Below are 23,628 nucleotides of genomic sequence, written 5' to 3'. Positions count from 1 at the left end.
TTCCACCTCGCTGCGCTCGCTCAACTTCGCTTCCTTCCTCGCTCTGGTCGACCGGACGGTCACATGCGCTCCGGCGCACTGACGCCGAGCAGGCCCAAGCCGTTGGCCAAGACCTGGCGCGTGGCGTTGACCAGAGCGAGCCTGGCCGCGTTCGTCGGCGAGACGGGGTCGTCGCCGAGCGGCAGGACGCGCAGGTTCTTGTTGGTCTGGAAACGGTGGTACGCGCCGGCCAATTCCTCCAGGTAGCGGGCTACCCGATGCGGTTCGCGCAAGCTCGCCGCACCGCTCACCACGCGCGGGTATTCGCCGAGGGTGCGGATCAGCTCGCCTTCCTCGTCGGCCGACAGCAGCGCGAGGTCGGCGGCGACGGAGTCGTAATCGAACTCGGCGGCGTTGCGCGCGATGGACGCGGTCCGCGCGTGCGCGTACTGCACGTAGTAGACCGGGTTCTCGTTGCTCTGACTGGCCCACAGGTTCAGATCGATGTCGATGCTCGAGTTCACCGACGAACGCACCAGCGAGTACCGCGCCGCGTCCACGCCGATCGCCTCGACCAGGTCGTCGAGGGTGACCACGGTCCCAGCGCGCTTGCTCATCTTCACCGCGACGCCGTCACGCAGCAGGTTCACCATCTGCCCGATCAGCACCTCGACCGTGGCCGGGTCGTCGCCGAACGCGGCCGCGGCGGCCTTCAGCCTGCCGATGTAACCGTGGTGGTCGGCGCCGAGCATGTAGATGCACAGGTCGAAGCCGCGGGCCCGCTTGTCCTGGAAGTAGGCGATGTCGCCCGCGATGTAGGCGGCCTTGCCGTCGCTCTTGATGACCACCCGGTCCTGGTCGTCACCGTATTCCGAGCTGGCGATCCACCAGGCGCCGTCCTTCTCGTACAGGTCGCCGGAGTTCTTCAGCCGCTCCACGGCCTGCTCGACCGCGCCGGAGGCGAACAGCGAACTCTCGTTGAAGTAGACGTCGAAATCGGTGCCGAATTCGTGCAACGACTCCCTGATGTGCGCGAACATCAGCTCGACGCCCTCGGCACGGAACAGCTCGAGGCGCTCGGCCTCCGGCTTGCTCAGCACGTCCGGGGTGGCGGCCACGATCTTGTCGGCGATCTCGCCGATGTAGGCGCCCGCGTACCCGTTCTCCGGGGTCGGCGCGCCGGTGGCGGCCGCCGCCAGGGAGGCGGCGAACCGATCGATCTGCGCGCCGTGGTCGTTGAAGTAGTACTCGCGCACCACGTCCGCGCCCTGCGCGGCCAGGATGCGGCCAAGCGCGTCGCCGACCGAGGCCCACCGGGTGCCGCCCAGATGCACGGGACCGGTCGGGTTGGCCGAGACGAACTCGAGGTTGATCCGGGTGCCCTTCAGGGTCTCGGCGGTGCCGTACGCGGCGCCCGCGGCGAGCACCCGCTCGATGATCGCGCCCTGCGCGGAGGCCGCGAGACGGATGTTCAGGAAGCCGGGTCCGGCGACCTCGGCGGCGGCGACGCCGTCGGCGGCGGCCAGCGCGTCGGCCAGCCAGGTGGCCAGATCACGCGGCTTGGTTCCGGCGCGCTTGGCCACCTGCATCGCGACATTCGTGGCATAGTCGCCGTGTTCGGGGTTGCGGGGACGCTCCACGGTGACCTCGTCGGGCAGGACCGCAGGGTCCAGTCCACGTTCGACAAGCACCTTCGCCGCGGTAGAGCGAAGGAGATCTGCAAGGTCAGCTGGAGTCACGAGTCTCTATCCTATGGTCTTGGCGGGTGTGCACCTCGGGTGGGCACTGCGCAGCCAGCGGATCCATCCACGTCGAAAGAGCACACTGAGCGATGCCTAGCAGTCCCAGCGCCAAATCGGCCAAGGCCGCCAAGGCCGCGGCGAAGTTGTCGGCTCCCCGCAAGCGGGGCGGGCAAGGACAGCTTCCGAAGAAGAATCGCCAGGTTCCCTGGTTGGCCATCGGCGCGGCCGTAGTAATCATCGCATTGATCGGCGCGCTGGCTTACAGCCTGGTCCCCAAGTACCGGGAGAAGGCCGACCTGGAGAAGTACACGCCGAGCGCGCAGAAGAAGGACCCGTCCGACGGGATCGCGGGCGTGGTGAAGAAGGAATACCCCGCCGGGCTGCACATCAACTCCAGCCAGCGCGTGGCCTACGACCAGGCTCCGCCGTTCGGCGGCCCGCACGACCAGTCGTGGGCGACCTGCACCGGCGTGGTCTACAACAAGCCGATCCGGGTGGAGAACGCGGTGCACTCGCTCGAGCACGGCGCGGTGTGGATCACCTACAACCCGGACAAGGTGAACGCCGACGGCATCGCGACGCTGAAGGCGAAGGTCGAGGGCAAGCCGTACACGTTGATGTCGCCCTACCCCGGCCTCGACTCCGCCGTCTCCTTGCAGTCCTGGGGGCACCAGTTGAAGCTGGACAGCCCCGACGACAAGCGCGTCGGCCAGTTCATCACAGCTCTGCGGCTGAACAACTACACCTATCCCGAGGTCGGCGCGGACTGCTCGACGATCGTCTTCGACACCGACAACCCGCCGCCGTTCGATCCCACGCCGCCCGGACCCGACGCGGTGCCGATGGACGGCAAGGGCTTGCAGCAGGACCAGACCGAACTGGGCGGCATGCCCGGTGGTCTGCCCGGCGTGCCCGGCGTGCCGGGTCTTCCCGGACTTCCCGGTGTGCCCGGCGCTCCGGTGCCCGCGCAGCCCGCGCCCGTGCAGCCCGCTCCTGGCGCGGGGCAGTAGTGTCCGGCGATCAGGGAGGCGTCGAGTCCGGGGGGCGCGAAGCATCCGCCGGTTCCGGCGCTCCTGAAGTCACCGCGTCCGGCACTCACGACGCCATCGGACCCGACGGTCGCAAGGCGCGCGGATCCGGCAATCGCAAAACCGCTGGGTCCGGGGATCGCGCCGCGTCCGCAGGGTCCGGCACTCCCGAATCCGCCGATCGCAGCGCCACCGGGTCCAGCGAACCGACGACAGCCGCCGGCACCGGAGTCACCGAGTCCGGCGATCTCCAAGCCGCCGGCTCCGGCGATCGGGCAACAGCCGCAGGGTCCGGTATCGAGGAAGCCAGCAGGCCCGAGAGTGTCGGATCCTCGAGATCGGGCGATCGAAGGGCACACGTCGAATCCGACAGCGAAGCATCCGCCCGGTCCTCCTCGCCCGAAGCACCTGCCGGATCGGGCGATCGTCGAGCTACCACATCCGAACGCGAAGCATCTGACGGATCCGATGACCGCGAAGCATCCGGCGTCGGCGGACAGTTCCGCCGCCAGCGCACCGCGCTGCTGATCCTCGGCATCATCGGCGCGATCCTGATCGGCTTCGCGATCGGCGTGCTGGCCCGGATTCCGCTGAACGGTTCCACGGAGCCGGACCCGGGCCCGGTGGACGTCGGTTTCAGTCAGGACATGTCGGCGCACCACGCCCAAGCCGTCGAAATGGCGGGCGTGCTGCTGGTTCGCTCCACCGACACCGAGGTACGCCGCCTGGCCTACGACATCCTCACCACCCAGCAGAGCCAGATCGGACGCATGCAGGGCTGGTTGCAGCTGTGGGGCGAGCCCGCGCAGAGCGTCGACGGGTTCATGGGCTGGATGACCGAGCCGATGGGCGGCCACGATCATTCCGGTGCCGACATGCCACACCACTCCGGGCCGGTGTCCACCATGCCCGGCATGGCCACCCCCGCCGAACTCGCCGCGCTCCGCCAGGCCACCAGCCCCAAGCTGGACACGATGTTCCTGCAGCTCATGCTGCGCCATCACCAGGGCGGGTTGTCGATGATCGACTACGCCGCCCAGCACGCCGACACCACGGCGGTGCGCACCCTCGCCGAAACCATGGCCACCACCCAACGCGGCGAATCCGACCTGATGACCACCATGCTCACCGCCCGCGGCGCCGCCCCCCTCCCCTGACCCGAAACCCCGCCGCCGTCCGCCCTTTTTGGCGGACGGCCGCCGATACGATAGGCTGACCCAGCCCGATCGGACCGCCATCCCGGCCCCGACCGAGTCCTATCCCGCCCTCGTAGCTCAGGGGATAGAGCGTCTGCCTCCGGAGCAGAAGGCCGCAGGTTCGAATCCTGCCGAGGGCACCGAGCGAAGGCCCCTTGACCAGCTGGTCAGGGGGCCTTTCTCATCGGCGGCCTAGGCCTCGTGGGCGAGGACCCGAGGTGTGACACTGCGCCGCGATGTTCCGCGATAGAACGCTCGAGGTGTCGCGCGTTGAAGGGGTTGCCGAGAGGGCGACCACCACGGCCGGTTCGCGCCCGGCACGGGTGATCACCACTTCTTCCAGATCCTCGGTGGCGCTGTCGAGAACCGAGGCGGGGTTCGCTCGCGCCTCGGTGTAGTTCATCGACTTCATGCTCGTAAGGTACGAGACCCTGTGCAGTTGGCGACCGAAACTTTTGGATCACCGATAGGGCGTTCGCCGTCCCGCGACTCGGTGCGATCGACCACGCAGCGACACTGTGCGGACAGCGGCCGCATCAGTGGGTGGCCTCGCGATGCCGGGGCTCCTACCATCGAGCCGTGCTGAGATCGTTGGCCGCCATCGTCGTCGGCGCGGCCCTGGTCCTGACCGCCGCCTGCGCGCATTCGCGTGCCAGTGGACCCGATGATCCGCACCGCGTCCTGGACTACGCGGGCGCGCAACGCCACTACCTCATCCACCGTCCGGCGGGTTCACCGCAAGGCAGGCTCGCGGCGGTTCTGGTCTTCCACGGTGGTGGCGGTAGCGCCGGGTACATGGCGAACAAGAGCGGTTTCGATCGGCTGGCCGACGCCAATGGATTCATCGCGGTCTACCCCGAGGGGATCGGCAGGTCATGGAACGACGGCCGGGGTGCCGACACACGCGCGGGCGCAGCGGATGTCGATGATGTCGGGTTCGTCTCGGCGCTGATCGACCACCTGGTCGCCGCCGACGAGGTCGATCCGGCTCGGGTGTATGCCACCGGGATGTCCAACGGGGGCATGTTCACCCAGCATCTGGGGTGTCACCTGAGCGCCAAGCTGGCCGCGATCGCGCCGGTGGCCGGTCCACTTCCCGCCGCGGACGAGACGAACTGCGCACTCGCGCATCCACTTCCGGTGCTGGAGATCCATGGCACCGCCGATCCGATCGTCCCGTACGAAGGCGGTGTCGTGCGGGTGACGTCGGGCAATCACGGCCGCACGGGCACCGGCCCGGTCTTGTCGGTGGCGGCCACGCAACAACTGTGGCGCGGGAAGAACGGCTGTCCACCGCCGAACGCCAGTGAGTTGCCCGCACGCGGCGACGACGGGACCTCAGTAAAGATCGAGACGGCGCTGTGCCCGGACGATGTCGGCGTCGTCCTCTACACGGTTACCAACGGTGGCCACACCTGGCCGGGCGGCGAGCAGTACCTCCCCAAGGCGTTGGTCGGCGCGGTGAGCCGCCAATTCGATGCTTCGGAGATCATCTGGCAGTTCTTCGCCGCCCACTGAATGGGTCGCGGGACACACCTGATTCGAATCGACAGGACGCTGGTACGGGCGCGGATGCCGAGAACTCCCGGTGGTCGACACCCGATCGCCCGTCTTTCCAGCACCGGGATTGCAGGCACTTCGAATGCTAGCCGCTGCAATGATTACGAGCCCCGGGCTTTGCCCGAGGCTCGTGGTCGGCTGCGGTGACTCCTATGGTCGGACGAACTCGCCGTCGGCCACACCTGCGGTGAAGGTGTCCCACTCGCCGGGGGCGAAGACCAGCGCCGGGCCCATCGGGTTCTTCGAGTCGCGGACGCCGACCAGGCCTCCGGCCAGATAGGCGACCTCGACGCAGTCTGCTCCACCTTGGCTGCGGCTCGACTTGAACCAGCGCGCTCCGGACAAGTCAACGTTCACAATCGAACTCCCTTGCTATCTGTCGCATCAGGTCGCGGCTCGGGCGAGCGTCTGGACTAGCCCGCCGAAGCAGCGCAAATGCCTCCCGAAATTTCAGCACATCGCGATCGAGTCGCTCATCGACCATGCCACTGGGGTCCCGGCCTACCGGATGAGAATGGACGGCTCGATAATCGACATCCCCAACGGCGACCCCGGCATGATCTACTTCGGCGAAGGAGAGGACCGCCCCGACCTGGCCCAGGTACGCGAGTGGTTCCCGAAACTCTTCGACCTCTGGGACACGGTGAGAACTCAGTACTGGCAGGCCATAACCCCGAGATGATGATGACGAGTGGCACACCATCGAGAGGTCTACTCGACATTTGCCGCAGCCGTGTGCCACTCGTGGCTCGTCTACATAGGAGGGTGAATGGGATTGGATGGGAGTGGGGGGCGGCGAGGCCGGGTTGTGGTGGGCGGGCTCGTGGCCGTTGCCGTGGTGCTGGGGGGTGTGTTGTGGGCTGTGGCCGGTAGAGAGCGGCCGCCCTTCGATGTGGATACGGTTCCGGGGAGTCAAGTTATCTGGGTGAGTGCGGCGGCGGGGGCCGACCGGGGGACGTTGGAGCTGTGGCAGCGGGGGCGGTTCCGGCGGTGGGAGCGGACGCTTGCTGCGCCCGCTTGGGTTGGTGCGGAGGGGATTTCGCGGGAGGCCAGAGAAGGGGCGGCATATACGCCGGAGGGCACCTTTCCGTTGACCGAAGGATTCGGCCGGGTGCCTGCCGTGGGCGCGAAACTTCCCTACCTTTCGGTCGATCCGTCCAATACCTGGTGGTGGGTGTCCGACACCGAAAGCCCGCTGTACAACCAGAAGTATCGGTGCGCCGAGGGTGAATGCCCGTTCGACACCGCCCTCAGCGAGAATCTCGGGCGAACCGAACCGCAGTACGACTATGCGCTGGTCATCGACTACAACCGCTTTCCGGTCGTGCCGGGGCGGGGCTCCGCGTTCTTCGTCCACGTCGATGTCGGCAGGCCGACAGCAGGGTGTGTCGCGGTCGGCGACGACGTCATGCGGACGTTGCTGGCCACCCTCGAACCGTCGCGGAAACCGGTTATCGACATACACGCGAGGTGAACGCCCGACCAGCAGGCCGTTGTCCGCGGCCGACTCGGCCGCGACGTTCCGGCACTCGGCCGAACAGAATGACATCCGCTCGCGTTCGCGCTGCGCGACCAGCTGGGTGCCTACCGCCTGCAACGCAGCCCACCGACAGTCGTGGCATGACACGTGGACGCGTGCCGCCAATGCCGCCGTCATATAAGAAAAGGCCCCCGTAGTCGGGAGCCCTTCTCGGATGGTTGGGTGCCGTGTGCGGCGCGACGTTTACGGCAGGGGTTCGGTGGGTTTGTCGGTGGATGTGAGGACGCCCGCGTTGGTGAGGTATGTGAAGGCGGGGGCCGTGAAGCCGGGCTGGAGGAAGTAGAAGTGCGCCTTGGTGACGGCGCCGTTCTCGGCGGCGTCGCAGAGGGCGTGCAGGGCGGTGGGGTCGACGGTGAGGGCGGTGAGTTTGCCCGCCTCGTAATCCATCTCCACCCACTTCGCGTGAATGGCGGCGCTCATGACGCTGCCGGTGAAGTCCTCCCGGTCGGAGGCGGCGCTGAGGCCGAGTTCGAGGCCGTCGTCCAGCTCGGTCGGCGTGTGCTGCCAGCGGCCGAACTCCCACCAGCGCACGAAGCTGACCGGGCCCTGGACGCCGCCGGGCAGCTTCGTGGTCGGTTCCACGGACCGCACCCAGGCGGGCGCCGCGGCCAGCGGATCGTAGGAGGTTCCGGCGACCTCGTTGTCCTCGTCCCTCCCGAATAGCAGCGCGCGGTCACCGGCATATCTGACCAGCGAGAACCAATTGCCCTCACCGTCGTCGTTGATCAGCCGGCCGCCTTCCACTCTGGCCGTCTGCCCGATCTCCTGTCCGCTCGCGGCCCGATCGGTGTGCGTTGCGCAGGTGATCACGTCCAAGACGGTCACGCGCGCCCACAGCACCTCGGGATGCGGCAACTGAAATCCCATGCCGGGCAACGTATCACCGGCCCCTTACGGCGACAACCGGGCCGGCAATCGACGGGACAACCCATTCGGGCCGCGGCGCGCTGGACAGCAAACCTGGTTGGCAGCGATCCCGCAGATATGGGCAGGGCAGGCAAATTCACGGCAATGAGCCCGGCTCGGGTCGCGCGACATTCCCGCGTGACGATCGAGCCGATTCCGGTCCGGATTGTCCGGTATCCCGCGGACGCAGCGCATAGGCGGGAACCAACTGGTCGCGCACCTGCAGATCCGGACGTCCGTCGGCGAACTGGATGCTGTAGTTCACCCGGCCCATCCAATCGCCGTCGACGGTGGGCAACCAGTGCGTCAGGGTTCCGGGTCGCTCGCCGCGCATGATTACCCCGGCGCCGTTCACATGGCGCGGCGTCCCTGGATCGCGGACCAGGATCGCGTCCAGCCGCACCCATACCGGGCGCGGCGGGTAGGTCAGCGTCCGGTAGTAGTGGCCGGTCCGGTTCGGGTAGACCAGCTCGGGTTCCGTTCCTTCGGTTCGCGGCGTTTCATCGCTTATCGAACCCATGTTCGAATGTTAGCCGGACATATGCGGCAAGCACCAGGCAACCCGGCCCGAATCGGGCGGCATGACGACGGCCACAGTGCCATCAGCGCTCGGCTTCTAGTATGTTCGTTCTAGAACGATCATATTAGAAGGAGAACGACATGTCGGCGAAGTTCGAGGTGGTCAAGGGTTTCTACGCCGCGACGCAGACCGGTGACGGACCGGCGATCCTGGCGCTGCTGCATCCGGAGTTCGAAGCGCGAACCGCACCGGGCATGCCGTGCGACGCGGGCGGCGCCTTCCACGGGCCGATCGCGGCGATGACGGGTATCTGGGGACCGGTCGCGCGAGATTTCGACACCGCGCCGTACGACGAGACGTGGCAGGAGACAACCGACGGCACCGTCGTGGTGACCGGGCATTATCGCGGCGCGGCGCGCGCCACCGGCCGCGAGTACGAAGCGGAGTTCGTGCACCTGTGGCAGGTCGACGATGACGGGCGCATCACGCGCCTGCACCAGTACACCGACACCGCACGCTGGCACGCCGCATTGGACGCCTGACGCCGCGAGTGCCGACCTCGCGCAAGAACCCGGATCACGGGCCGATTGCTGTTCCGCCGACACCCGCGCCGACAGCCCGGACGCGACGCCTGCACCGGATCGCATCAAGAGCCGAGCACCCTCCCGCCCACACCCACACACCCCGAACACGACACCAGCACCCGACCCCACCAGAAGCCGAGCACCCTCCCCGCCCACACCCACACACCCCGAACACGACACCAGCGCCCGACCCCACCAGAAGCCGAGCACCCTCCCCGCCCACACCCACACACCCCGAACACGACACCAGCACCGGACCACACCAAGAGCCGAGCACCCTCCCCCCGACACCCACGCAGCACGCAGACGACACCTGCGCCGGACCGGATCGGGAGCCGAGCGCCACCTGGCCGCTCCACACCTGACCGAACGATCCGGTCTGGTTTGGTTTCCGGTCACCCGGGCACGCCCTTGCCGTAGCGATGCAGGCACCGGGGGCAGACCGGAGGACGACATGGCTAATCCACCGGGCGGGCAACCGCCGGATGACCGACCGCCGCAGCCGCAACAGCCGCCCCCTGGCTCCCCGCCGCCTGAACCTGAGCAACCCCTTCCGCCGCCGGAGCCGTTGCAACCCTCCCCGCCACCCGGTCCGGGGCAACCCCCTTCACCGCCGGGTCCGGGGCAACCCTCCCCGCCGCCCGGTCCGGGGCAACCGCCTTCACCGCCGGGTCCGGGGCAACCCCCTTCACCGCCCGAACCCGGGCGCCCCTTCCCACCACCCGGTCCGGGACAACCCTTTCCACCACCCGGTCCCGGACAACCGTTCCCACCACCCGGACCGGGTTATCCACCGCCCGGGCCCGGTTATCCGCCACCCGGCTACGCGCCCGGCGGATACCCACCACAGCCCAGAAAGAGCCACACCGGCCTGATCGCCGGCTTGGTGGTGATAGTCGTGCTGGTGATCGCCGGCGCGCTGATCGCCGGGATCTTCTTGACCACGCAGGGCAAAGGTCCGCTCGCCTCGGACGAGAAGAAGATCGAGCTCGCGATCCGCGACTTCTACGAGACTCTCGACAGGCGCGGCTTCCGCGCGGCGGCCGAACAGGCGTGCGCCCGCGAACGCGCCGCGTTCGAGGCGATGACCGAGAGCGAGAAGAAGGAATTCGACAGCACCTCGGTTTCGGTCACCATCGATAGGATCGACGACATCGTCGTCACCGGGGACACCGCGACCGCGAAGGTCACCGGCAAACTCACCGTCGCGGTGCCGGGCGAGCAGCCCGATACCGAAACCAGCACGACCGAGCATCTGAAGAAAGAAGACGGCAAGTGGAAGGTCTGCTCCCCGGAGGGCACGCGCTGATCACATGCACCCACGCATGAGTTGCTGCGGCCCCAGCCGCAGGACCGTCCTCGGCGCGCTCGGCCTCGCCGCTCTGCTCCCTCTTGCCGGTCGACCGAAACCGGTTCGCGCTCAATTGAATACGATCATCGCGACGGATCTGGAAGTGGTGACGATCACCGACACCTCGGTGATCCTCACCTGGACCACGCTCGCACCCGACCCGAGCGGTCGGCTGCTGCCCGTCGAGACCGACGCCCAGGTGCGAATCGGTCCCGCCGACTCGCCGCGCGCACCGGCCCAGGTCTTCGCCGACGACCACCCGACCCCTTTCCACTACGCCGAGATAGCGGGACTCGAGCCGGGCCGCGCCTACCGCTTCGAAGCCTGGTCCGCGGGCCTGCGCGCCACACCGGCGCTTTCGCTCACCACCGCCGACCCGGCCGCGCCGGAAGCGCGCGGCGAGTTCACCACCCTGGTCCCGCCGCCCGGCCGCAGGTTGCGCACGCTGGCACTGTCCAACGACGTGCACTACGGCGAGCAAGTCAGCGGGCTGATCGCGGGCGACCTGCCCCCCGGCTTCCGGCAGGGTCCCGGCCTCACGCCCTACCCCGAAGTGATGCTGACCGCGATGCTGGACGACTTGCGTCGTCCCGACCGCGCAGCCGAACTCTTGCTGCTCGCGGGCGACCTGACCGCCGAAGCCTCCGAGCAGGACACCCGCACGGTGCGGGCCCGCCTCGATGCCTGGGGCACGCTCGGCCACGACTACCTGGCCGTGCGCGGCAACCACGACCGGCCGCACGTCGGCGGCGAATACGCCGGTTGCGCCCCCGCGCCCGCCGACCACCGCGACTGCTGGGCCGATGTCTTCTCCGCACGACAGGAAATGGTCGAACACGAGGTCGGCGGTCTGCGGGTGCTGGGATTGGACACCAGCCAACTCGACGGCGCCGGCGGCTCCATCGAGCGCCCGCAGTTCGATCACCTCGCCGAACGCCTACGCGCCGATCCGGACCGGCCGACGCTGGTATTCGGCCATCACCCGGTCACGACGGAGTCCGGACTGACCAACCTCGCCGGGCCCGGCTTCGTGCTCGACGGACGCGACAGCGCCGAGTTGCAGGCGCTCTACACCCGCAGCCCCGGCGTCTTCCTGCAACACAGCGGCCACACCCACCGTAATCGCCGCACCAGGCCGGACGCGCCGTGCGCGGTCGAGTTCCTGGAGGTCGCCGCGGTCAAGGAGTACCCGGGCGGCTACAGCCTGCTGCGCCTCTACGAGGGCGGATACATGGTCAATTTCTACAAGACCCGCACCGAGGACGCCCGGCGCTGGAGCGCGCTCACCCGCGGCGAGTACTTCGGACTGCAGCCGGATTACACGCTCGGCACCTGCGCGGACCGCAATCACATTGCACTGCGCGACTTTTCGGGGCTGACGTAGCGTCAGCGAGAAATCCCCAGATCTGCCAGGGTTCCCGCATGTCGGACGCGGTATCTTCCTTAGGTAAGGCTCAACATATGCACGGGTAACGCGGTCGGAAGGACGAGGATGAAGCCGGTCAGATGGAAGACGATTGCCGCTGGATTGGTCCTCACCATGACGGCCATCGGCGGCACGGCTTGCTCGAATTCCTCCGACAACGCGAACGAGATCACCGTCTACAACGCGCAGCACGAATCGCTCACCAAAGAGTGGGCCGACGAGTTCACCAAGGAAACCGGCATCAAGGTGACGTTGCGCCAGGGCGGCGACACGGCGCTGGGCAACCAGCTGGTCGCCGAGGGCGCTGCCTCGCCCGCCGACGTCTTCCTCACCGAGAATTCCCCCGCCATGGCGCTGGTGGAGAACGCGGGCCTGTTCGCCGACGTGGACGCCAAGACCCTGGAGCAGGTGCCCGCGCAGTTCCGCCCGTCCACCGGCAAGTGGACCGGCGTCGCCGCGCGGTCGACGGTGTTCGTCTACAACAAGAACAAGGTCCAGCCCGGTCAGCTGCCCGCCTCGCTGTTGGATCTGGCGCAACCGCAGTGGAAGGGCCGCTGGGGCGCGGGCGTCTCCGGCGCCGACTTCCAGGCCATCGTGGCGGCCCTGCTGGCGCTGAAGGGTGAGGACGTCACCCGCGCCTGGCTGAAGGGCATGAAGGAGAACGCGACACCGTTCCCGAACAACGTCGCCACCATGAAGGCGGTCAATTCCGGCAGCCCGGACGGCGGCGTCATCTACCACTACTACTGGTACCGCGACCAGGCGAACACGAAGGAGAGCAGCGCCGACACCGCCCTGCACTACTTCAAGAACCAGGACCCGGGAGCCTTCGTCAGCGTTTCCGGCGGCGGCGTGCTGAAGGCGAGCAAGAAGCAGGAGGCGGCGCAGAAGTTCCTGGCGTTCATCGTCGGCAAGACCGGACAAGAGGTGCTGCGCGACGGCACGTCGCTGGAGTACCCGGTCGCCGCCGGAGTGGCCGCGAACCCGGCGCTGCCGCCGCTGGCCGATCTGCAGGCCCCCGCGGTCGATCCGTCCAAGCTGGACTCGAAGAAGGTCACGCAGCTGATGACCGAAGCGGGTCTGCTGTAGCCGTGGCAGTCCGGACCGTTGTCGCCGCGCCCCGGATCGGCAGGCCGGGGCCGCTGGTCACGAGCGTCGCGCTGCTGCTGGTGGCGGCGACGTTCGTGCCGCTCGGATACATCGTTTCGACGGTCTTCTCCACCGGCCTCGAGCAGGCGAAGGAGCTGGTGTTCCGGCCCAGAGTCGGTGAGCTGCTGGAGAACACGGCCGCGCTGGTGGTGTGCACCGTGCCCATCTGCGTGGCGCTAGGTATCGGGCTGGCCTGGGTGGTCGAACGCACCGACGTGCCGGGGAAATCCTGGTGGGGGCCGGTTTTCGCCGCGCCGCTCGCGGTTCCGGCGTTCGTCAACAGCTATGCCTGGGTGAGCGTCTTTCCGACCATGCACGGCCTGTGGGCGGGCGTGGTGATCTCCACGATGTCCTACTTCCCGCTGGTCTACCTGCCCGCGGCGGCCACACTGCGCCGCCTGGATCCCGCGGTGGAGGAGTCGGCGCGGGCGCTGGGCTCGGGCCCGGTCGCGGTGTTCGCGCGGATCGTGCTGCCGCAACTGCGCTTGGCGATCCTCGGTGGCGGGCTGCTCATCGGACTGCATCTGCTCGCCGAGTACGGCGCCTTCGTGATGGTCCGGTTCGACACGTTCACCACGGCCATCTTCGAGCAGTACCAATCCAGCTTCGCCGGTCCGGCAGGCAGCATGCTCGCCGGTGTGCTGGTGCTGTGCTGCCTGGCGCTGCTCGGGGCCGAAGCGGGGCTGCGCGGTCGGGCGCGCTACGCGCGGATCGGCAGCGGGGCGCCGCGCGCCGCGACCAGAACCCGGTTGGGCGTCGGCACGTTGCCGGTGCTGGCCGCGCTCGTCGCGGTGACGGCGGGCGCGCTGGGCGTGCCGCTGTGGACCATCGGGCGCTGGTTGCGCATCGGCGGCGCGGCGGTGTGGGATCTCACCGATATCGGCAACGCGCTCGGGCAGACGATCGGACTCGCGTCGGTCGCCGCACTGCTCACCACCCTGTGCGCGTTCCCGGTCGCGTGGATCGCGGTGCGTTCCACCTCCGCGTTCGCGCGACTGGTCGAGGGCGCCAACTACATCACCAGTTCGCTGCCGGGCATCGTGATCGCGCTGGCCATGGTGACCGTGACCATCCGGTGGGCGCCCGCGCTCTACCAGACGGCGGGCATGGTGATCGCCGCCTATCTCCTGCTGTTCCTGCCCCGCGCCCTGGTCAGCGTGCGGGCCGGGCTCGCTCAGGTGCCGGTCGGCCTGGAGGAGGCGTCCCGGTCGCTGGGCAAATCGGGGCCCGCGACGTTCTTCCTGGTCACGCTGCGTCTCGCGGCGCCGGCCGCGGCTGCCGCCGCCGCACTGGTGTTCGTCGCCGTGGCGACCGAGCTGACCGCGACGCTGCTGCTGGCGCCCAACGGAACCCGCACGCTGGCGATGCGGTTCTGGGGCCTGTCGGGCGAATTGGACTACGCGGGCGCCGCGCCGTACGCCCTGATCATGATCGTCGCCGCGGTGCCGGTGACGTACCTGCTGTTCACCAACTCGCGGAAGGCGGCCGGGATATGAGTCGCGTTGTCGTCGCCGATGTCTCGAAGACCTTCGGCCACACCCGGGTGCTCGGCGGGATCACGCTCGACGTGCCGGATCACACCGCGACCGCGGTGGTCGGGTCGTCCGGGTGCGGCAAGACCACCCTGCTGCGCGTGATCGCCGGATTCGAGTCGCCGGATGCGGGTTCGGTGTCGATCGGAACGGAAACCGTTGTCGATGAACGGGTAACGGTGCCGCCGCAGCGCCGCAACATCGGTTACGTCGCCCAGGACGGTGCGCTGTTCCCGCATCTGACCGTCGGCCAGAACATCGCCTACGGGCTGCCGGGCATGCGCCGCAACAGCCGCGGGCGGGTGCACGAACTGCTGGAGATGGTGTCGCTGGACGCGTCCTTTGCCGACCGGCGACCGCATCAGCTCTCGGGCGGTCAGCAGCAGCGCGTCGCCCTGGCCCGCGCGCTGGCGCGCAAGCCGTCGGTGATGCTGTTGGACGAGCCGTTCAGCGCGCTGGACGCGGGCCTGCGCGCGACGACCAGGCAGGCGGTGGCCGACACGCTGCGCGAGGCGGGCATGACCAGCATTCTGGTGACGCACGATCAGGAGGAGGCCCTCAGTTTCGCCGAGCAGGTCGCGGTGATGCGGGAAGGCCGCTTCACTCAGGTCGGAACGCCGGAGGAGGTCTACGCGACGCCGAAGGATCTGTTCACCGCGCGGTTCCTCGGCGATTGCGTGCTGTTGGACGCGGTGGTCGAGGCCGACGTGGCCAAGTGCGCGCTGGGCCGGATCCCGGTGCAGCGCGATGCCGCGTGCGGGCCGTCGACGATCATGCTGCGACCGGAACAGCTTGTCGCCCATGTCGCTTCGGAGAACGAGGCGGAGGCAGGCCGAGTGCGCGCCGTCGACTTCCGCGGCGCCGACGTCATCCTGACGATCGAACTGGACGGTTCCGGCACTCCCATTCTCGTACGCCGGGCCAGCGTCGCGGCCCCCGTCACCGGGCAGCGGGTTCGCCTGGAAGTGATCGGATCGGCGGTGGCGTATTCGGAGCCGAACCAAGCCGCCTGAAACAGGCTCGCGTCACGACCACGCGCCGCTTCCTGATGCGCCTCGGTGCTCGGCAGTGGCGTGACCGAGCACCGAGGACGTTTGGAGCGAGCGGCGGGAATTGAACCCGCGTAAACGGCTTTGCAGTTCGATGGTCGGCATCGTTGCAGGTCACGGCATCGTTGGCTGACGTTGGCACTGTGAGACGACCTGGGAAAACAGCGGTTTGAAGCGTTGGCGCGGTTGGCTGAGGTTGGGTCAACTGCGGACTGAATGCGGACGATATCGGCGGAGGACGTTGCTCCCCCGCCGCCTTCGCGTGTCCGGGTGACTTCCCTCCCCCTGCTTCCTCATACTTGCCGCCCTCAGCGGAACTCGGTCGTGTCAAGGGCGCTCTTTCCCTTGACTCGGCCGAGTGGAGCGAGACAATCGGCGTATGAGGAGGCAGGGGTTTCGCAACCCCAGCCATGCTCCACCTACGGATGTCTGCCGCCGGATTCGTTCAGCAATTCATCCGCGCAGGTCAGTTCAGTCTCCGGAGTTCCAAGGACGGGACCACAACCGGTGGACCGGGCAGAGTGCCGACCGATTCGTGCTCGACTGCGGGAGGTTGGTCGGGTACGGCTGGCGTCGCGCCCAGCACTGCTCGGTTATTGGAGAAGTGGCCCATAGTGTCCTGGAGCGACATTGTGGGCGCAAGCGTGCCGCCGACGTGCCGACGCGCCGGGCTCCCGCCAGCGTAGCCAGGGTGCCCGTTGCGCGTCGTGGCGCGGCGGCGGCGCGCATGCGCCGCCGCAGGCGCTCTTGACTCTATATAGCCAAATTCAGCAACAACCCGTAGAGCACCCGTAGAGCGTAGGGCGCGGGGAGAGACGGGAACGGCTGAGACGCCGACAGCTCATGGAACGAACCGGTGGCATCTCAGCCGTTGGTTAAGGGTTGGGTTACCCGAGCGAGTACTCGGCGCTGAGTTCACGGCCGGTGCCGAGGAAGTCAACGGCGTACTCCGTGGGATCGCCGTTCTGATCCCAGTAGAGGTTCGTCATGGTCAGGGACGGCGTACCGGGCTGCGTACCAAGCACGGTCGCAATCTCGGCGGGCACCGGGTTGAGGGCTACGACGTCGCGCCTCCTCACAGCTCGTCGGCCCGTTCGTTCCTCTACCAAGCCGAAAGTCATCTTCGGCAAGGGCTCGGTGGACAGCAACTCTGGTGCCGCGTCTGCGAATGAACCAGGAAGCCACGACGTAGATACCGTCACAACTCCAAGATCATCACGGTAGATGCGCCGTCGTCGGATGACGGACGAGCCTTCGGCGACTGACAGCGCTTGTGCCACTGCGGAATCGGCTTCTGTCAGTTCGGCGCCGACGACCTCGGCGGTCTCGCCAGGGCGATAGCCGTTGCCGGTGGCGCGAAGCATCTGCAACCGGTCCGGGCCGGTGGTCTGCTTGTGCGCAATCGACACGAAAGTGCCCTGGTTGTTGCTCTGGACGTATCCCTCTGCGCGCAGTTGGCCAAGCGCCTTGGCGGCGGTAGCACTGGCGACCTGCCAGCCCTGCGCAATCTCGACTACAGATGGAAGTTTCGCACCTTCGCGGAGCTCCCCATTCTTGATCAACTTCCGGAAATGTTCAGCGATTTGCATGTATGCCGGAGCGGGCCGGTCCAACGTCGGCGACATGTATTACCTCCTGGCAATCGCGTACTAGTAGGCATACAAGTCTATCATCTGGCGGATTTCGGTCATTCATGTCTGTGTGCTAGTTCACGATTGCAATCGCGTGCTAGCATACGAACTATCGACAAACAGTAAAGCTCCCCGGCGGGTGCAACCACCGGGGAGCCGAAACCAAAGCGGGTGCAACCGCTTCAGCTGCATCGATCGACCTCAGAGATTGGAGCTCCGAAGTCATGTCCATGGTACTTGAAAGCTTCCCCCACGATCCCGTCCAGGAGTTGACCGAAGACCGGGCGCGGTTGCTGTTGCTGGGTGCGGAGGCGTTGTCGATCCAGGAGCGCTGGACGCTGGCCTGGCTGTTGGCGCGGCCGAACCGGATGTCGATCGCGTTCGAGGAAATCGCCGGGTTGGGGCCGGTGGGCTCGCCGGAGTTCGGGGCGATGTGCGCGCGGTGGCGTGAGTGCGGGCTGCTGCGTCTGGCCTACAGCGAGCAGTACGACGCGATGCTGTGGCAGGCGACCGACTTCGCAGAGCTGGTTCTCCGCCTGAGCCCGGTGGAGTGGGTGCTGACGACCACTCCGCAGGTGTCGCCGGTGGAGCTGGACAACGTGATCGAGCTCGGGGCGGTGGCGTGATGGCTGATGTGGTGATGCCGAAGACCTGGATGTCGCCGAAGCGAGAGGTCCTGATCCGTGCCCGTCAGCTGATGGGGCTGGGACCGAAGGCGTTCGCCGAGCGGCTGAACGAGGTAATCGGCCCGGTGCAGTGGCCCCGTGTGCCGTTGACCTGGCACCCGATCCGGGTTTGGGAGACCGAGCTTGACCCGCCGGATTACGTGGTTGACGCGGCGCTGGTTCTGTTGCGGGTCACGCAGACGCCGTGGTCGGTGGTCGACCTGGACGCGGCGGGGGTGTCGGCATGAGCGAGCAGACGCGCGGGAATGTGATCACGCTGCGGGGCCGGACAGCTGAGCCGTTGCGTCCGCCCCGGCTGACCTTCGCCCGGCGCTGCATCTGGTGCGGCGAGGCGGATTGCCAGCACCCGGATTGCGTTGCGTTGCACGAGGTTTCGGTGTGGACGGTGTGCCGTCAGTGCGACGGTACCGGGTTGGCGTTCTCGGGGCCGCAGGGCTGCACGTGCGCGTTCGGCCTCATCCATGTCGCTCCGGCGGTGCATCGGGTGCTGGGTGTCACCGGCAAGGGCGAGGTGGTGACCGAGTCGGGGCATTGGTCGAGCTACAACGACCGCACCTACTACGAGTACACGCATCCGCCGGTGGCCTCCAAGCGGGTCACGCCGGTCGTTCCTCTCGACGCGGGAACGGGTGAGGCGGTGGCCCTGTGACCACAACCCAGCCCATCGGCACGGCTCCGGTCGGTGCCGTCGCGCCGAATCGTCAGACCGCCGCTGAGCGTCGCGCGATGCCGGACCTTCGGGATATCGCCGAAGCTGTCGCCGAACAGCACGGCGTGTGTGCTCGGGTGGTGCCGATGCGCGCGTTCGACACCAACACCGGCCGGGTCTCCTACGTCGGAGCTCCGTGCAAGGCCACCGTGGCATCGACGTGCCCGGCGTGCGCGAAGGCGAACAAGTACGTGCGCGTGACCCAGCTGCGGGAAGGCTGGTGCGCCGAACACGAACCCGTGCAACCGGAACCGGTGGTCACCGAAGCACAGGCCGAAGTGCTGGCCGCGCGTGCCGACCAGTTCAACCTGTACCACGACGCCCGCCGCGACGGCGATGACGAACTGGCAGAGGCGATCAAGGGCTTGGTGGCCGACCTCGACGCCGAGCTCCGGGAACTCGGTGTGCGTGACCGTCTTCCGCCGTTGGATGCCAAGCCACGGCGCAAGGCCAAGTCCACCCGCCGCCGTGACGACCTGCCGGACCTGCCACGCAAGAAGGTCGCGCGCACCACGATCGGCACCGCCTACGCCAACGGCAAGTATCGGCCCTCGACGTTCCACACCCTGACCGTGGACTCCTACGGCGGAATCAACCGTGTCCGCGACGAGGAAACCGGGCAGATGGTGTCGGACGGTTCCCCGCGTGATCCGGAGTCGTATGACTACGCGCGTGCGGCCCGCGACATCATGCACGTCAAAGCGCTGTTCGACCGCTGGGTGCAGAACCTGCGCCGGGCGGTGGGCTGGAACGTGCAGTACTGGGGCAGCGTGGAACCGCAGAAGCGCGGGGCCCCACACATCCACCTGGCCATCCGAGGTTCGATCCCGACCAAGCTGCTCTACCAGGTGACCGCGGCAACCTACGTCAACATCTGGTGGCCACACTTCGACCGCGAGGTCTACACCGGCGACAACATGCCGGTCTGGGACCACGGCGCCGGCACTTTCGTGGACCCGAAGACCGGGCGGGCGCTGACCTACTGGGATGACGCCCTGGACATCATCGATTCCGTCGACGACATCGAACCCGCGCACACGCTGCGTTTCGGTGGCCAGTCCAAGCCGATTCAGATCCTCGCGGGCACACCGGAAATGGATCGCAAGGTCGGCTACCTGACGAAGTACCTGACCAAGTCCGTCGCCGAAGTCCTGGAGTCCGACAGCCCGCGCGTGAACCGTCACTACGACCGGTTGCACGCGGAGCTCCAGCGCACCCCGTGCTCACCGACGTGTGCGGTGTGGCTGCGCTACGGCATCGTCCCGAAGGGCGCCAGCGAGAAGACCCAGCCGGGCCACTGCCGGGGCCGCAACCATCGCCGTGACCTGCTCGGCGTCCCCGGTAAGCGCTGCGTGACCTCCACCAAGTGGAGCGGCAAGACTCTCCCCGACCACAAGGCCGAACGCTTGGAGTTCGTACGCAACGAACTCGCCGCGATCGGCATCATCCCGCCGGACACCTCGCACCTGCGTATCACCCCGGTCCGGCCCGGCGACCACGATGCGCCTCCGCGTTCGCATCTGGTCATGGCGCGCGTCTCGGCCCGGATCAGTCAGCGCGCGCAATACACGATGGCTCGGCTCGCAACGACCGGAGGACCACCGGACGATGCTGTTGCGGCACAACCGAATTCGTTCACAAGCCCAGTGGCGGCATAGGGAGGAACTGACCATGAGTGAGAACGACACCTTTCTCCGGGCGAAGCAGTGCGAGGAACTGACCGGTATCCCGGAGGCGACCTGGCGGTGGTGGGCGCATGTGGGTCGCGGCCCGGAATCGTTCAAGCTGGGACCGCGTCGGCGGGTGTGGCGCAAGTCCGTCGTACTGGCCTGGATCGCGGAGCAGGAACGGCTGACCGGCACGGGTGAGGCTGCCTGATGGCGACTCGGCGTAACCCGCGTTCCGGGATCGAGGATCGCTGGTATCCGACTGTGGTCGTGACTGATCCGGTGACCGGCGCGAAGTCCAAGAAGAAGGAGAAGTCAGCCGAGCGGTTCGGCAAGGGCAAGCGGTGGCGGGCTCGCTATGTCGACCCGAACGGCGTCGAGCGCTCCCAGTCGTTCGACACCAAGGCCGAGGCCCAGCGCTGGCTGGACAGCGATGTGACGACCAAGGTCGTGACCGGGACGTGGGTCGATCCGGACCGTAGTGGCGTCCTGTTCTCGGTGGTCGCGGAGAAGTGGTTCGCGACGAAGAAGTTCCGCAAGCCGAAGACTGTCGCGGGCTACCGGTCCCTGCTGGATACGCTCGTGCTGCCGCAGTGGGGCTCGGTACCGCTGCGGGATATCGACTTCGAGGACATACAGGACTGGGTGGTGAACCTGTCGGAGTCGGGTAGTGCCCGGTTCAAGGGGCAGGGCCTGTCGGCGTCCCGGGTGATCCAGGCGTATCAGGTGCTCGGCCAGGTGCTGCGGTTCGCGGTGAAGTCCAAGCGGCTTGCGAGCAACCCTGCGGTCGACGTCGAGCTTCCGTCGATGCTGGCGGGTGAGCGGCGGTACCTCACTCACCTGGAGGTCATGCGGCTGGCTTTGGCGGCGGGCCGGTTGCGTCCGCTGGTGTTCACCCTCGCCTACACCGGTATCCGTATCGGTGAGGCGTCGGCCCTGCGGGTGATGGACGTGGACCTGGCGAATCGGCGGCTCCGGATAACTCGTTCAGCAACTCCGGTCGCTGGGAAGGGGACCGTGGTGACGGACACGAAGAACCACAACTCGCGGGCGGTGCCGATCCCGGAAACGTTGGCGAAGGATCTCCAAGACCTTATGGAGGGCCGCGAGTTGTCCGCGCAGCTGTTCCCGAGCGAGAAGGACGGCGGGCTGCTGGAGTACAACGAGTTTCGTCGGGTGTTCAACGAGGCCGCGAACTCGGTTGGGCTCCGTGGCCTTGTGCCGCACGGCCTGCGTCATACCGCGGCGTCGCTGGCGATCAGTGCCGGGGCCAACATCAAGGTCGTCCAGCGGATGCTCGGCCACAAGACCGCGATGCTCACGCTCGATTTGTACGGTCACCTGTTCCCTGACGACCTGGATGTCGTCGCGGCGGGGATGGAGGCCGGTGCCAGGGCTGCTGCGGACGAATTGCGGACCGCATGACGCAAAATCTGGCTCCGACCTCCCAAAAACAGCCCTGACCATAGAGCGAGCGGCGGGAATTGAACCCGCGTAAACGGCTTTGCAGACCGTTGCCTAAACCACTCAGCCACGCCCGCCTCGCCCTAGATAGTGCCCGTGGGCGACGGCCCGGCCCACCATTGCGCTCACGGTGATCCGAAGCCTGGCCGGATGCCCCCGCCCTCCTGTGGTGGCATGGAATGATCGGAACATGTCTCGGCCACGCCCGCTTCCGAACGATCCGATCGAGGAAGCCCACCGCCAGTGGGTCGGCCACGGCTGGGGGGATGTCGCCGACGGCATGGCCGCGGTGACGTCGCTGGTTCGGGCTCAGCAAATCGTGATGGCACGGGTGGACGAGGCGCTGAAACCCACGGGATTGACCTTCTCTCGCTATGAGTTGCTCCGGCTGCTCAGTTTCAGCAAAACCGGCGCGCTGCCGATGGCGAAGGCCAGCGCTCGCTTGCAGGTGCACCCAACCAGCGTCACCAACACCGTCGACCGACTGGAGGCGGCGAAGCTCGTCGAGCGGGTACCGCATCCCAGCGACCGGCGCGCTACCTTGATCGAAATCACCGACGCCGGACGCGAATTGGTGGCGAAGGCGACCGAGGAACTCAACGCGAAAGTCTTCGCGCTCCCCGGCCTCCCTCCGGAACGACTGCACACTCTCCTGCAACTGCTCGCCGAATTCCGACATGCCGCGGGCGACTTCGAGACCGCGGAGGGAACGGCGCGCTGGTCGGCCACGGCCACAGACTAATTCGACGTACCGGTCGGTCGCATACCGCTGCCGACCGACCGAGGGATGACATTCCGGCATCCAACCGGCGAATTACCGGGCACGCCGTCTTGGCAGCGGAACGGAAAAGGTCCACCATGGAGATCATGGTGCTGGTCTTGGGTGTATCGGCGGGCGCTGGCGGCGCTCACGCGATGCTGACACACTCCGATCAGCCACACCTACCCCCGATCGATAGCTGCGAAGTGCCGCGGCGGGCGGGCGGCGGCGTCGAGGAATCGGTCCTCGAGGCGATCCGCCGGATGAACGGCGCCGCCGACCGGCGCGACGAGCTGATCTCGGGCACGGCGGTGACGTGCCGCTGTCCGCTGCACGCCGACGCCATCCGCGCAGGCGTCGGCGGCCGTGACGTGACCATCGTCGACGAACCGCTCGCCCAGCTGCGCTACCTGCGCTTCACGGGGCAACTGCCGGACAGCGGCACGGTGATCCTCTACGACCTGGGCAGCTCGGGACTGACCATCACCCACGCCGATTGCCGCACCGACACGATTCTGTCCAGCAAACGCAGCACGGTCCTCGGCGGCGACGGCTACGACGCGCTGTTGCGCTGGCGTCTGGCCCGCGACGGCGTGCTCACCGACACGCCGACCATCCGGCGTCATCGCGAAGAACTGAGCGAGGCGAGGGTGGTCACCGCGATCGACGACGGCACCGGCGACCGGGCCGTTCTCACCCGCAGCGACCTGGCCGAACTGTGCGCGGCGGGCATTCATCACTCGGTGTCGTTCGTGCGGCAGATCATCGACGAGACCGGCGTGCGACCGGAGGCCATGGTGCTGCTCGGCGGCTGCACCCGCAGTCCCAGCATTCGCGCCGAGCTGGCCGAACACATCGACCTGCCGATCGTCTACGACCCCGAACCCGACTTCGTCTCCGCGCGCGGCGCCGTGCTGCTCGCCGCGGAACGACGAGGCGGCGACGTCCGGATGGCGCGGCTACGCGCCGGAGCCACCCTGGTCCCGGCCACCGTCGACCGGCGCAAACTCATCGCGGCGGCGGCGGTCACCATCGCGCTGGGCGCCACCATCGCCGGACTGCTCGCCACGAACGAGGACGCGCCCCCGCCGGAAGGGAACAAGGTGCCCGCGAAGATCGTCGCGCCCCCCACCGGATAACCGCCCGGCC

General features: G+C 67.7%; 25 protein-coding genes and 2 tRNA genes. 20 read left to right on the top strand and 7 right to left on the bottom strand.

Features of this window, described 5'->3' with window-relative positions; genetic code table 11:
* Nucleotides 1-59: 59 nt before the first annotated feature.
* On the bottom strand, nt 60-1,718 hold the full coding sequence (gene argS / locus ABZW96_RS11640; RefSeq protein ID WP_355073686.1) for an arginine--tRNA ligase: 1,659 nt from the start codon (nt 1,716-1,718) through the stop codon (nt 60-62).
* Nucleotides 1,719-1,810: 92 nt separating this feature from the next.
* On the opposite strand from argS, the gene ABZW96_RS11635 reads away from it, so the two are divergent.
* The 3 genes from ABZW96_RS11635 to ABZW96_RS11625 all read left to right on the top strand — a co-directional run bounded on the left by ABZW96_RS11635 (nt 1,811) and on the right by ABZW96_RS11625 (nt 4,085).
* Nucleotides 1,811-2,731: a DUF3105 domain-containing protein gene (locus ABZW96_RS11635; RefSeq protein WP_355073684.1), complete on the top strand. Its 921-nt coding sequence runs from the start codon at nt 1,811-1,813 to the stop codon at nt 2,729-2,731.
* 539 nt (nt 2,732-3,270) lie between these two features.
* On the top strand, nt 3,271-3,906 hold the full coding sequence (locus tag ABZW96_RS11630) for a DUF305 domain-containing protein (RefSeq protein WP_062976440.1): 636 nt from the start codon (nt 3,271-3,273) through the stop codon (nt 3,904-3,906).
* Between the two features lie 106 nt (nt 3,907-4,012).
* Nucleotides 4,013-4,085, top strand: a tRNA-Arg gene (locus ABZW96_RS11625).
* A gap of 41 nt (nt 4,086-4,126) precedes the next feature.
* On the opposite strand, the gene ABZW96_RS11620 is transcribed toward ABZW96_RS11625, so the two are convergent.
* Complete coding sequence (locus tag ABZW96_RS11620; RefSeq protein ID WP_355073683.1) at nt 4,127-4,348, bottom strand: type II toxin-antitoxin system Phd/YefM family antitoxin; 222 nt, start codon at nt 4,346-4,348, stop codon at nt 4,127-4,129.
* A 176-nt stretch (nt 4,349-4,524) separates the two neighbouring features.
* Here ABZW96_RS11620 and ABZW96_RS11615 point away from each other — a divergent pair, with 176 nt between their 5' ends.
* Complete coding sequence (locus ABZW96_RS11615; RefSeq protein ID WP_355073682.1) at nt 4,525-5,463, top strand: PHB depolymerase family esterase; 939 nt, start codon at nt 4,525-4,527, stop codon at nt 5,461-5,463.
* A gap of 192 nt (nt 5,464-5,655) precedes the next feature.
* Here ABZW96_RS11615 and ABZW96_RS11610 read toward each other — a convergent pair whose 3' ends face one another.
* Nucleotides 5,656-5,862 (bottom strand): DUF397 domain-containing protein, encoded by a 207-nt coding sequence (locus ABZW96_RS11610; protein ID WP_355073680.1) that lies wholly within the window; start codon nt 5,860-5,862, stop codon nt 5,656-5,658.
* 157 nt (nt 5,863-6,019) lie between these two features.
* Here ABZW96_RS11610 and ABZW96_RS11605 point away from each other — a divergent pair, with 157 nt between their 5' ends.
* Together ABZW96_RS11605 and ABZW96_RS11600 are read left to right on the top strand one after the other, a co-directional pair.
* Nucleotides 6,020-6,187: a hypothetical protein gene (locus tag ABZW96_RS11605; protein ID WP_355073678.1), complete on the top strand. Its 168-nt coding sequence runs from the start codon at nt 6,020-6,022 to the stop codon at nt 6,185-6,187.
* A gap of 243 nt (nt 6,188-6,430) precedes the next feature.
* Entirely contained in the window at nt 6,431-6,979 is a 549-nt protein-coding gene (locus tag ABZW96_RS11600; RefSeq protein ID WP_355073676.1) for a L,D-transpeptidase family protein, read from the top strand.
* Nucleotides 6,980-7,228: 249 nt separating this feature from the next.
* Here ABZW96_RS11600 and ABZW96_RS11595 read toward each other — a convergent pair whose 3' ends face one another.
* The gene (locus ABZW96_RS11595) at nt 7,229-7,912 is read right to left on the bottom strand and encodes a hypothetical protein (RefSeq protein WP_355073675.1); all 684 of its coding nucleotides are present in this window, start codon (nt 7,910-7,912) and stop codon (nt 7,229-7,231) included.
* Between the two features lie 136 nt (nt 7,913-8,048).
* Nucleotides 8,049-8,471, bottom strand: a complete 423-nt coding sequence (locus tag ABZW96_RS11590) for a hypothetical protein (protein WP_355073673.1) — start codon at nt 8,469-8,471, stop codon at nt 8,049-8,051.
* Nucleotides 8,472-8,611: 140 nt separating this feature from the next.
* Here ABZW96_RS11590 and ABZW96_RS11585 point away from each other — a divergent pair, with 140 nt between their 5' ends.
* From ABZW96_RS11585 to ABZW96_RS11560, 6 genes are all read left to right on the top strand, one after another.
* Nucleotides 8,612-9,013 (top strand): nuclear transport factor 2 family protein, encoded by a 402-nt coding sequence (locus tag ABZW96_RS11585; protein WP_355073672.1) that lies wholly within the window; start codon nt 8,612-8,614, stop codon nt 9,011-9,013.
* A gap of 940 nt (nt 9,014-9,953) precedes the next feature.
* On the top strand, nt 9,954-10,364 hold the full coding sequence (locus ABZW96_RS11580) for a hypothetical protein (protein WP_355073670.1): 411 nt from the start codon (nt 9,954-9,956) through the stop codon (nt 10,362-10,364).
* Between the two features lie 115 nt (nt 10,365-10,479).
* The gene (locus tag ABZW96_RS11575) at nt 10,480-11,790 is read left to right on the top strand and encodes a metallophosphoesterase (RefSeq protein WP_355073668.1); all 1,311 of its coding nucleotides are present in this window, start codon (nt 10,480-10,482) and stop codon (nt 11,788-11,790) included.
* A 108-nt stretch (nt 11,791-11,898) separates the two neighbouring features.
* Entirely contained in the window at nt 11,899-12,921 is a 1,023-nt protein-coding gene (locus ABZW96_RS11570) for an iron ABC transporter substrate-binding protein (RefSeq protein WP_355073667.1), read from the top strand.
* Nucleotides 12,922-12,923: 2 nt separating this feature from the next.
* Nucleotides 12,924-14,477, top strand: a complete 1,554-nt coding sequence (locus tag ABZW96_RS11565; protein WP_355073665.1) for an iron ABC transporter permease — start codon at nt 12,924-12,926, stop codon at nt 14,475-14,477.
* Complete coding sequence (locus tag ABZW96_RS11560; RefSeq protein ID WP_355073663.1) at nt 14,474-15,526, top strand: ABC transporter ATP-binding protein; 1,053 nt, start codon at nt 14,474-14,476, stop codon at nt 15,524-15,526. The genes ABZW96_RS11565 and ABZW96_RS11560 overlap by 4 nt, the downstream gene beginning before the upstream one ends.
* A 923-nt stretch (nt 15,527-16,449) precedes the next feature.
* Here the strand turns inward: ABZW96_RS11560 and ABZW96_RS11555 are convergent.
* Nucleotides 16,450-17,187, bottom strand: a complete 738-nt coding sequence (locus tag ABZW96_RS11555) for a GntR family transcriptional regulator (protein ID WP_355073661.1) — start codon at nt 17,185-17,187, stop codon at nt 16,450-16,452.
* Nucleotides 17,188-17,417: 230 nt separating this feature from the next.
* Here ABZW96_RS11555 and ABZW96_RS11550 point away from each other — a divergent pair, with 230 nt between their 5' ends.
* The 6 genes from ABZW96_RS11550 to ABZW96_RS11525 all read left to right on the top strand — a co-directional run bounded on the left by ABZW96_RS11550 (nt 17,418) and on the right by ABZW96_RS11525 (nt 21,680).
* A complete protein-coding gene (locus tag ABZW96_RS11550) occupies nt 17,418-17,819 on the top strand; it encodes a hypothetical protein (protein WP_355073659.1) in 402 nt (133 codons plus the stop codon).
* Nucleotides 17,819-18,106 carry a hypothetical protein gene (locus tag ABZW96_RS11545; protein ID WP_355073657.1) on the top strand — a complete coding sequence of 96 codons (288 nt, stop codon included), beginning with the start codon at nt 17,819-17,821 and terminating at the stop codon, nt 18,104-18,106. The genes ABZW96_RS11550 and ABZW96_RS11545 overlap by 1 nt, the downstream gene beginning before the upstream one ends.
* Nucleotides 18,103-18,528, top strand: coding sequence for a hypothetical protein (locus tag ABZW96_RS11540; RefSeq protein ID WP_355073656.1), 426 nt, complete (start codon nt 18,103-18,105; stop codon nt 18,526-18,528). Before ABZW96_RS11545 ends, ABZW96_RS11540 begins: the two co-directional genes overlap by 4 nt.
* A 77-nt stretch (nt 18,529-18,605) precedes the next feature.
* Nucleotides 18,606-20,246, top strand: a complete 1,641-nt coding sequence (locus tag ABZW96_RS11535; protein WP_355073654.1) for a replication initiator — start codon at nt 18,606-18,608, stop codon at nt 20,244-20,246.
* Between the two features lie 13 nt (nt 20,247-20,259).
* The gene (locus ABZW96_RS11530; RefSeq protein ID WP_062971012.1) at nt 20,260-20,466 is read left to right on the top strand and encodes an AlpA family phage regulatory protein; all 207 of its coding nucleotides are present in this window, start codon (nt 20,260-20,262) and stop codon (nt 20,464-20,466) included.
* Between the two features lie 59 nt (nt 20,467-20,525).
* Nucleotides 20,526-21,680, top strand: a complete 1,155-nt coding sequence (locus tag ABZW96_RS11525; RefSeq protein ID WP_355073653.1) for a tyrosine-type recombinase/integrase — start codon at nt 20,526-20,528, stop codon at nt 21,678-21,680.
* Nucleotides 21,681-21,724: 44 nt separating this feature from the next.
* On the opposite strand, the gene ABZW96_RS11520 is transcribed toward ABZW96_RS11525, so the two are convergent.
* Nucleotides 21,725-21,796, bottom strand: a tRNA-Cys gene (locus tag ABZW96_RS11520).
* A 113-nt stretch (nt 21,797-21,909) separates the two neighbouring features.
* Here ABZW96_RS11520 and ABZW96_RS11515 point away from each other — a divergent pair.
* Together ABZW96_RS11515 and ABZW96_RS11510 are read left to right on the top strand one after the other, a co-directional pair.
* Nucleotides 21,910-22,461: a MarR family transcriptional regulator gene (locus ABZW96_RS11515; protein ID WP_355073651.1), complete on the top strand. Its 552-nt coding sequence runs from the start codon at nt 21,910-21,912 to the stop codon at nt 22,459-22,461.
* 125 nt (nt 22,462-22,586) lie between these two features.
* Entirely contained in the window at nt 22,587-23,618 is a 1,032-nt protein-coding gene (locus ABZW96_RS11510; protein WP_355073649.1) for an Hsp70 family protein, read from the top strand.
* The last annotated feature ends 10 nt before the right edge of the window (nt 23,619-23,628 follow it).

This window comes from Nocardia sp. NPDC004168 (assembly GCF_040610355.1).
Taxonomy (GTDB): Bacteria; Actinomycetota; Actinomycetes; order Mycobacteriales; family Mycobacteriaceae; genus Nocardia; species Nocardia sichangensis.
Note: the sequence above shows the minus strand (reverse complement) of the source record. Positions and strands in the feature narration are given on the sequence as shown.

What these genes read in the sequence shown, in the direction of transcription:
- ABZW96_RS11550 (WP_355073659.1), top strand. Translation starts at nt 17,418, where the DNA reads ATGTCCATGGTACTTGAAAGCTTCCCCCACGATCCCGTCCAGGAGTTG.
- ABZW96_RS11560 (WP_355073663.1), top strand. Translation starts at nt 14,474, where the DNA reads ATGAGTCGCGTTGTCGTCGCCGATGTCTCGAAGACCTTCGGCCACACC.
- ABZW96_RS11635 (WP_355073684.1), top strand. Translation starts at nt 1,811, where the DNA reads ATGCCTAGCAGTCCCAGCGCCAAATCGGCCAAGGCCGCCAAGGCCGCG.
- ABZW96_RS11585 (WP_355073672.1), top strand. Translation starts at nt 8,612, where the DNA reads ATGTCGGCGAAGTTCGAGGTGGTCAAGGGTTTCTACGCCGCGACGCAG.
- ABZW96_RS11530 (WP_062971012.1), top strand. Translation starts at nt 20,260, where the DNA reads ATGAGTGAGAACGACACCTTTCTCCGGGCGAAGCAGTGCGAGGAACTG.
- ABZW96_RS11595 (WP_355073675.1), bottom strand. Translation starts at nt 7,912, where the DNA reads ATGGGATTTCAGTTGCCGCATCCCGAGGTGCTGTGGGCGCGCGTGACC.
- ABZW96_RS11570 (WP_355073667.1), top strand. Translation starts at nt 11,899, where the DNA reads ATGAAGCCGGTCAGATGGAAGACGATTGCCGCTGGATTGGTCCTCACC.
- ABZW96_RS11510 (WP_355073649.1), top strand. Translation starts at nt 22,587, where the DNA reads ATGGTGCTGGTCTTGGGTGTATCGGCGGGCGCTGGCGGCGCTCACGCG.
- ABZW96_RS11545 (WP_355073657.1), top strand. Translation starts at nt 17,819, where the DNA reads ATGGCTGATGTGGTGATGCCGAAGACCTGGATGTCGCCGAAGCGAGAG.
- ABZW96_RS11540 (WP_355073656.1), top strand. Translation starts at nt 18,103, where the DNA reads ATGAGCGAGCAGACGCGCGGGAATGTGATCACGCTGCGGGGCCGGACA.
- ABZW96_RS11590 (WP_355073673.1), bottom strand. Translation starts at nt 8,471, where the DNA reads ATGGGTTCGATAAGCGATGAAACGCCGCGAACCGAAGGAACGGAACCC.
- ABZW96_RS11605 (WP_355073678.1), top strand. Translation starts at nt 6,020, where the DNA reads ATGGACGGCTCGATAATCGACATCCCCAACGGCGACCCCGGCATGATC.
- ABZW96_RS11555 (WP_355073661.1), bottom strand. Translation starts at nt 17,187, where the DNA reads ATGTCGCCGACGTTGGACCGGCCCGCTCCGGCATACATGCAAATCGCT.
- ABZW96_RS11620 (WP_355073683.1), bottom strand. Translation starts at nt 4,348, where the DNA reads ATGAACTACACCGAGGCGCGAGCGAACCCCGCCTCGGTTCTCGACAGC.
- ABZW96_RS11515 (WP_355073651.1), top strand. Translation starts at nt 21,910, where the DNA reads ATGTCTCGGCCACGCCCGCTTCCGAACGATCCGATCGAGGAAGCCCAC.
- ABZW96_RS11535 (WP_355073654.1), top strand. Translation starts at nt 18,606, where the DNA reads ATGCCGGACCTTCGGGATATCGCCGAAGCTGTCGCCGAACAGCACGGC.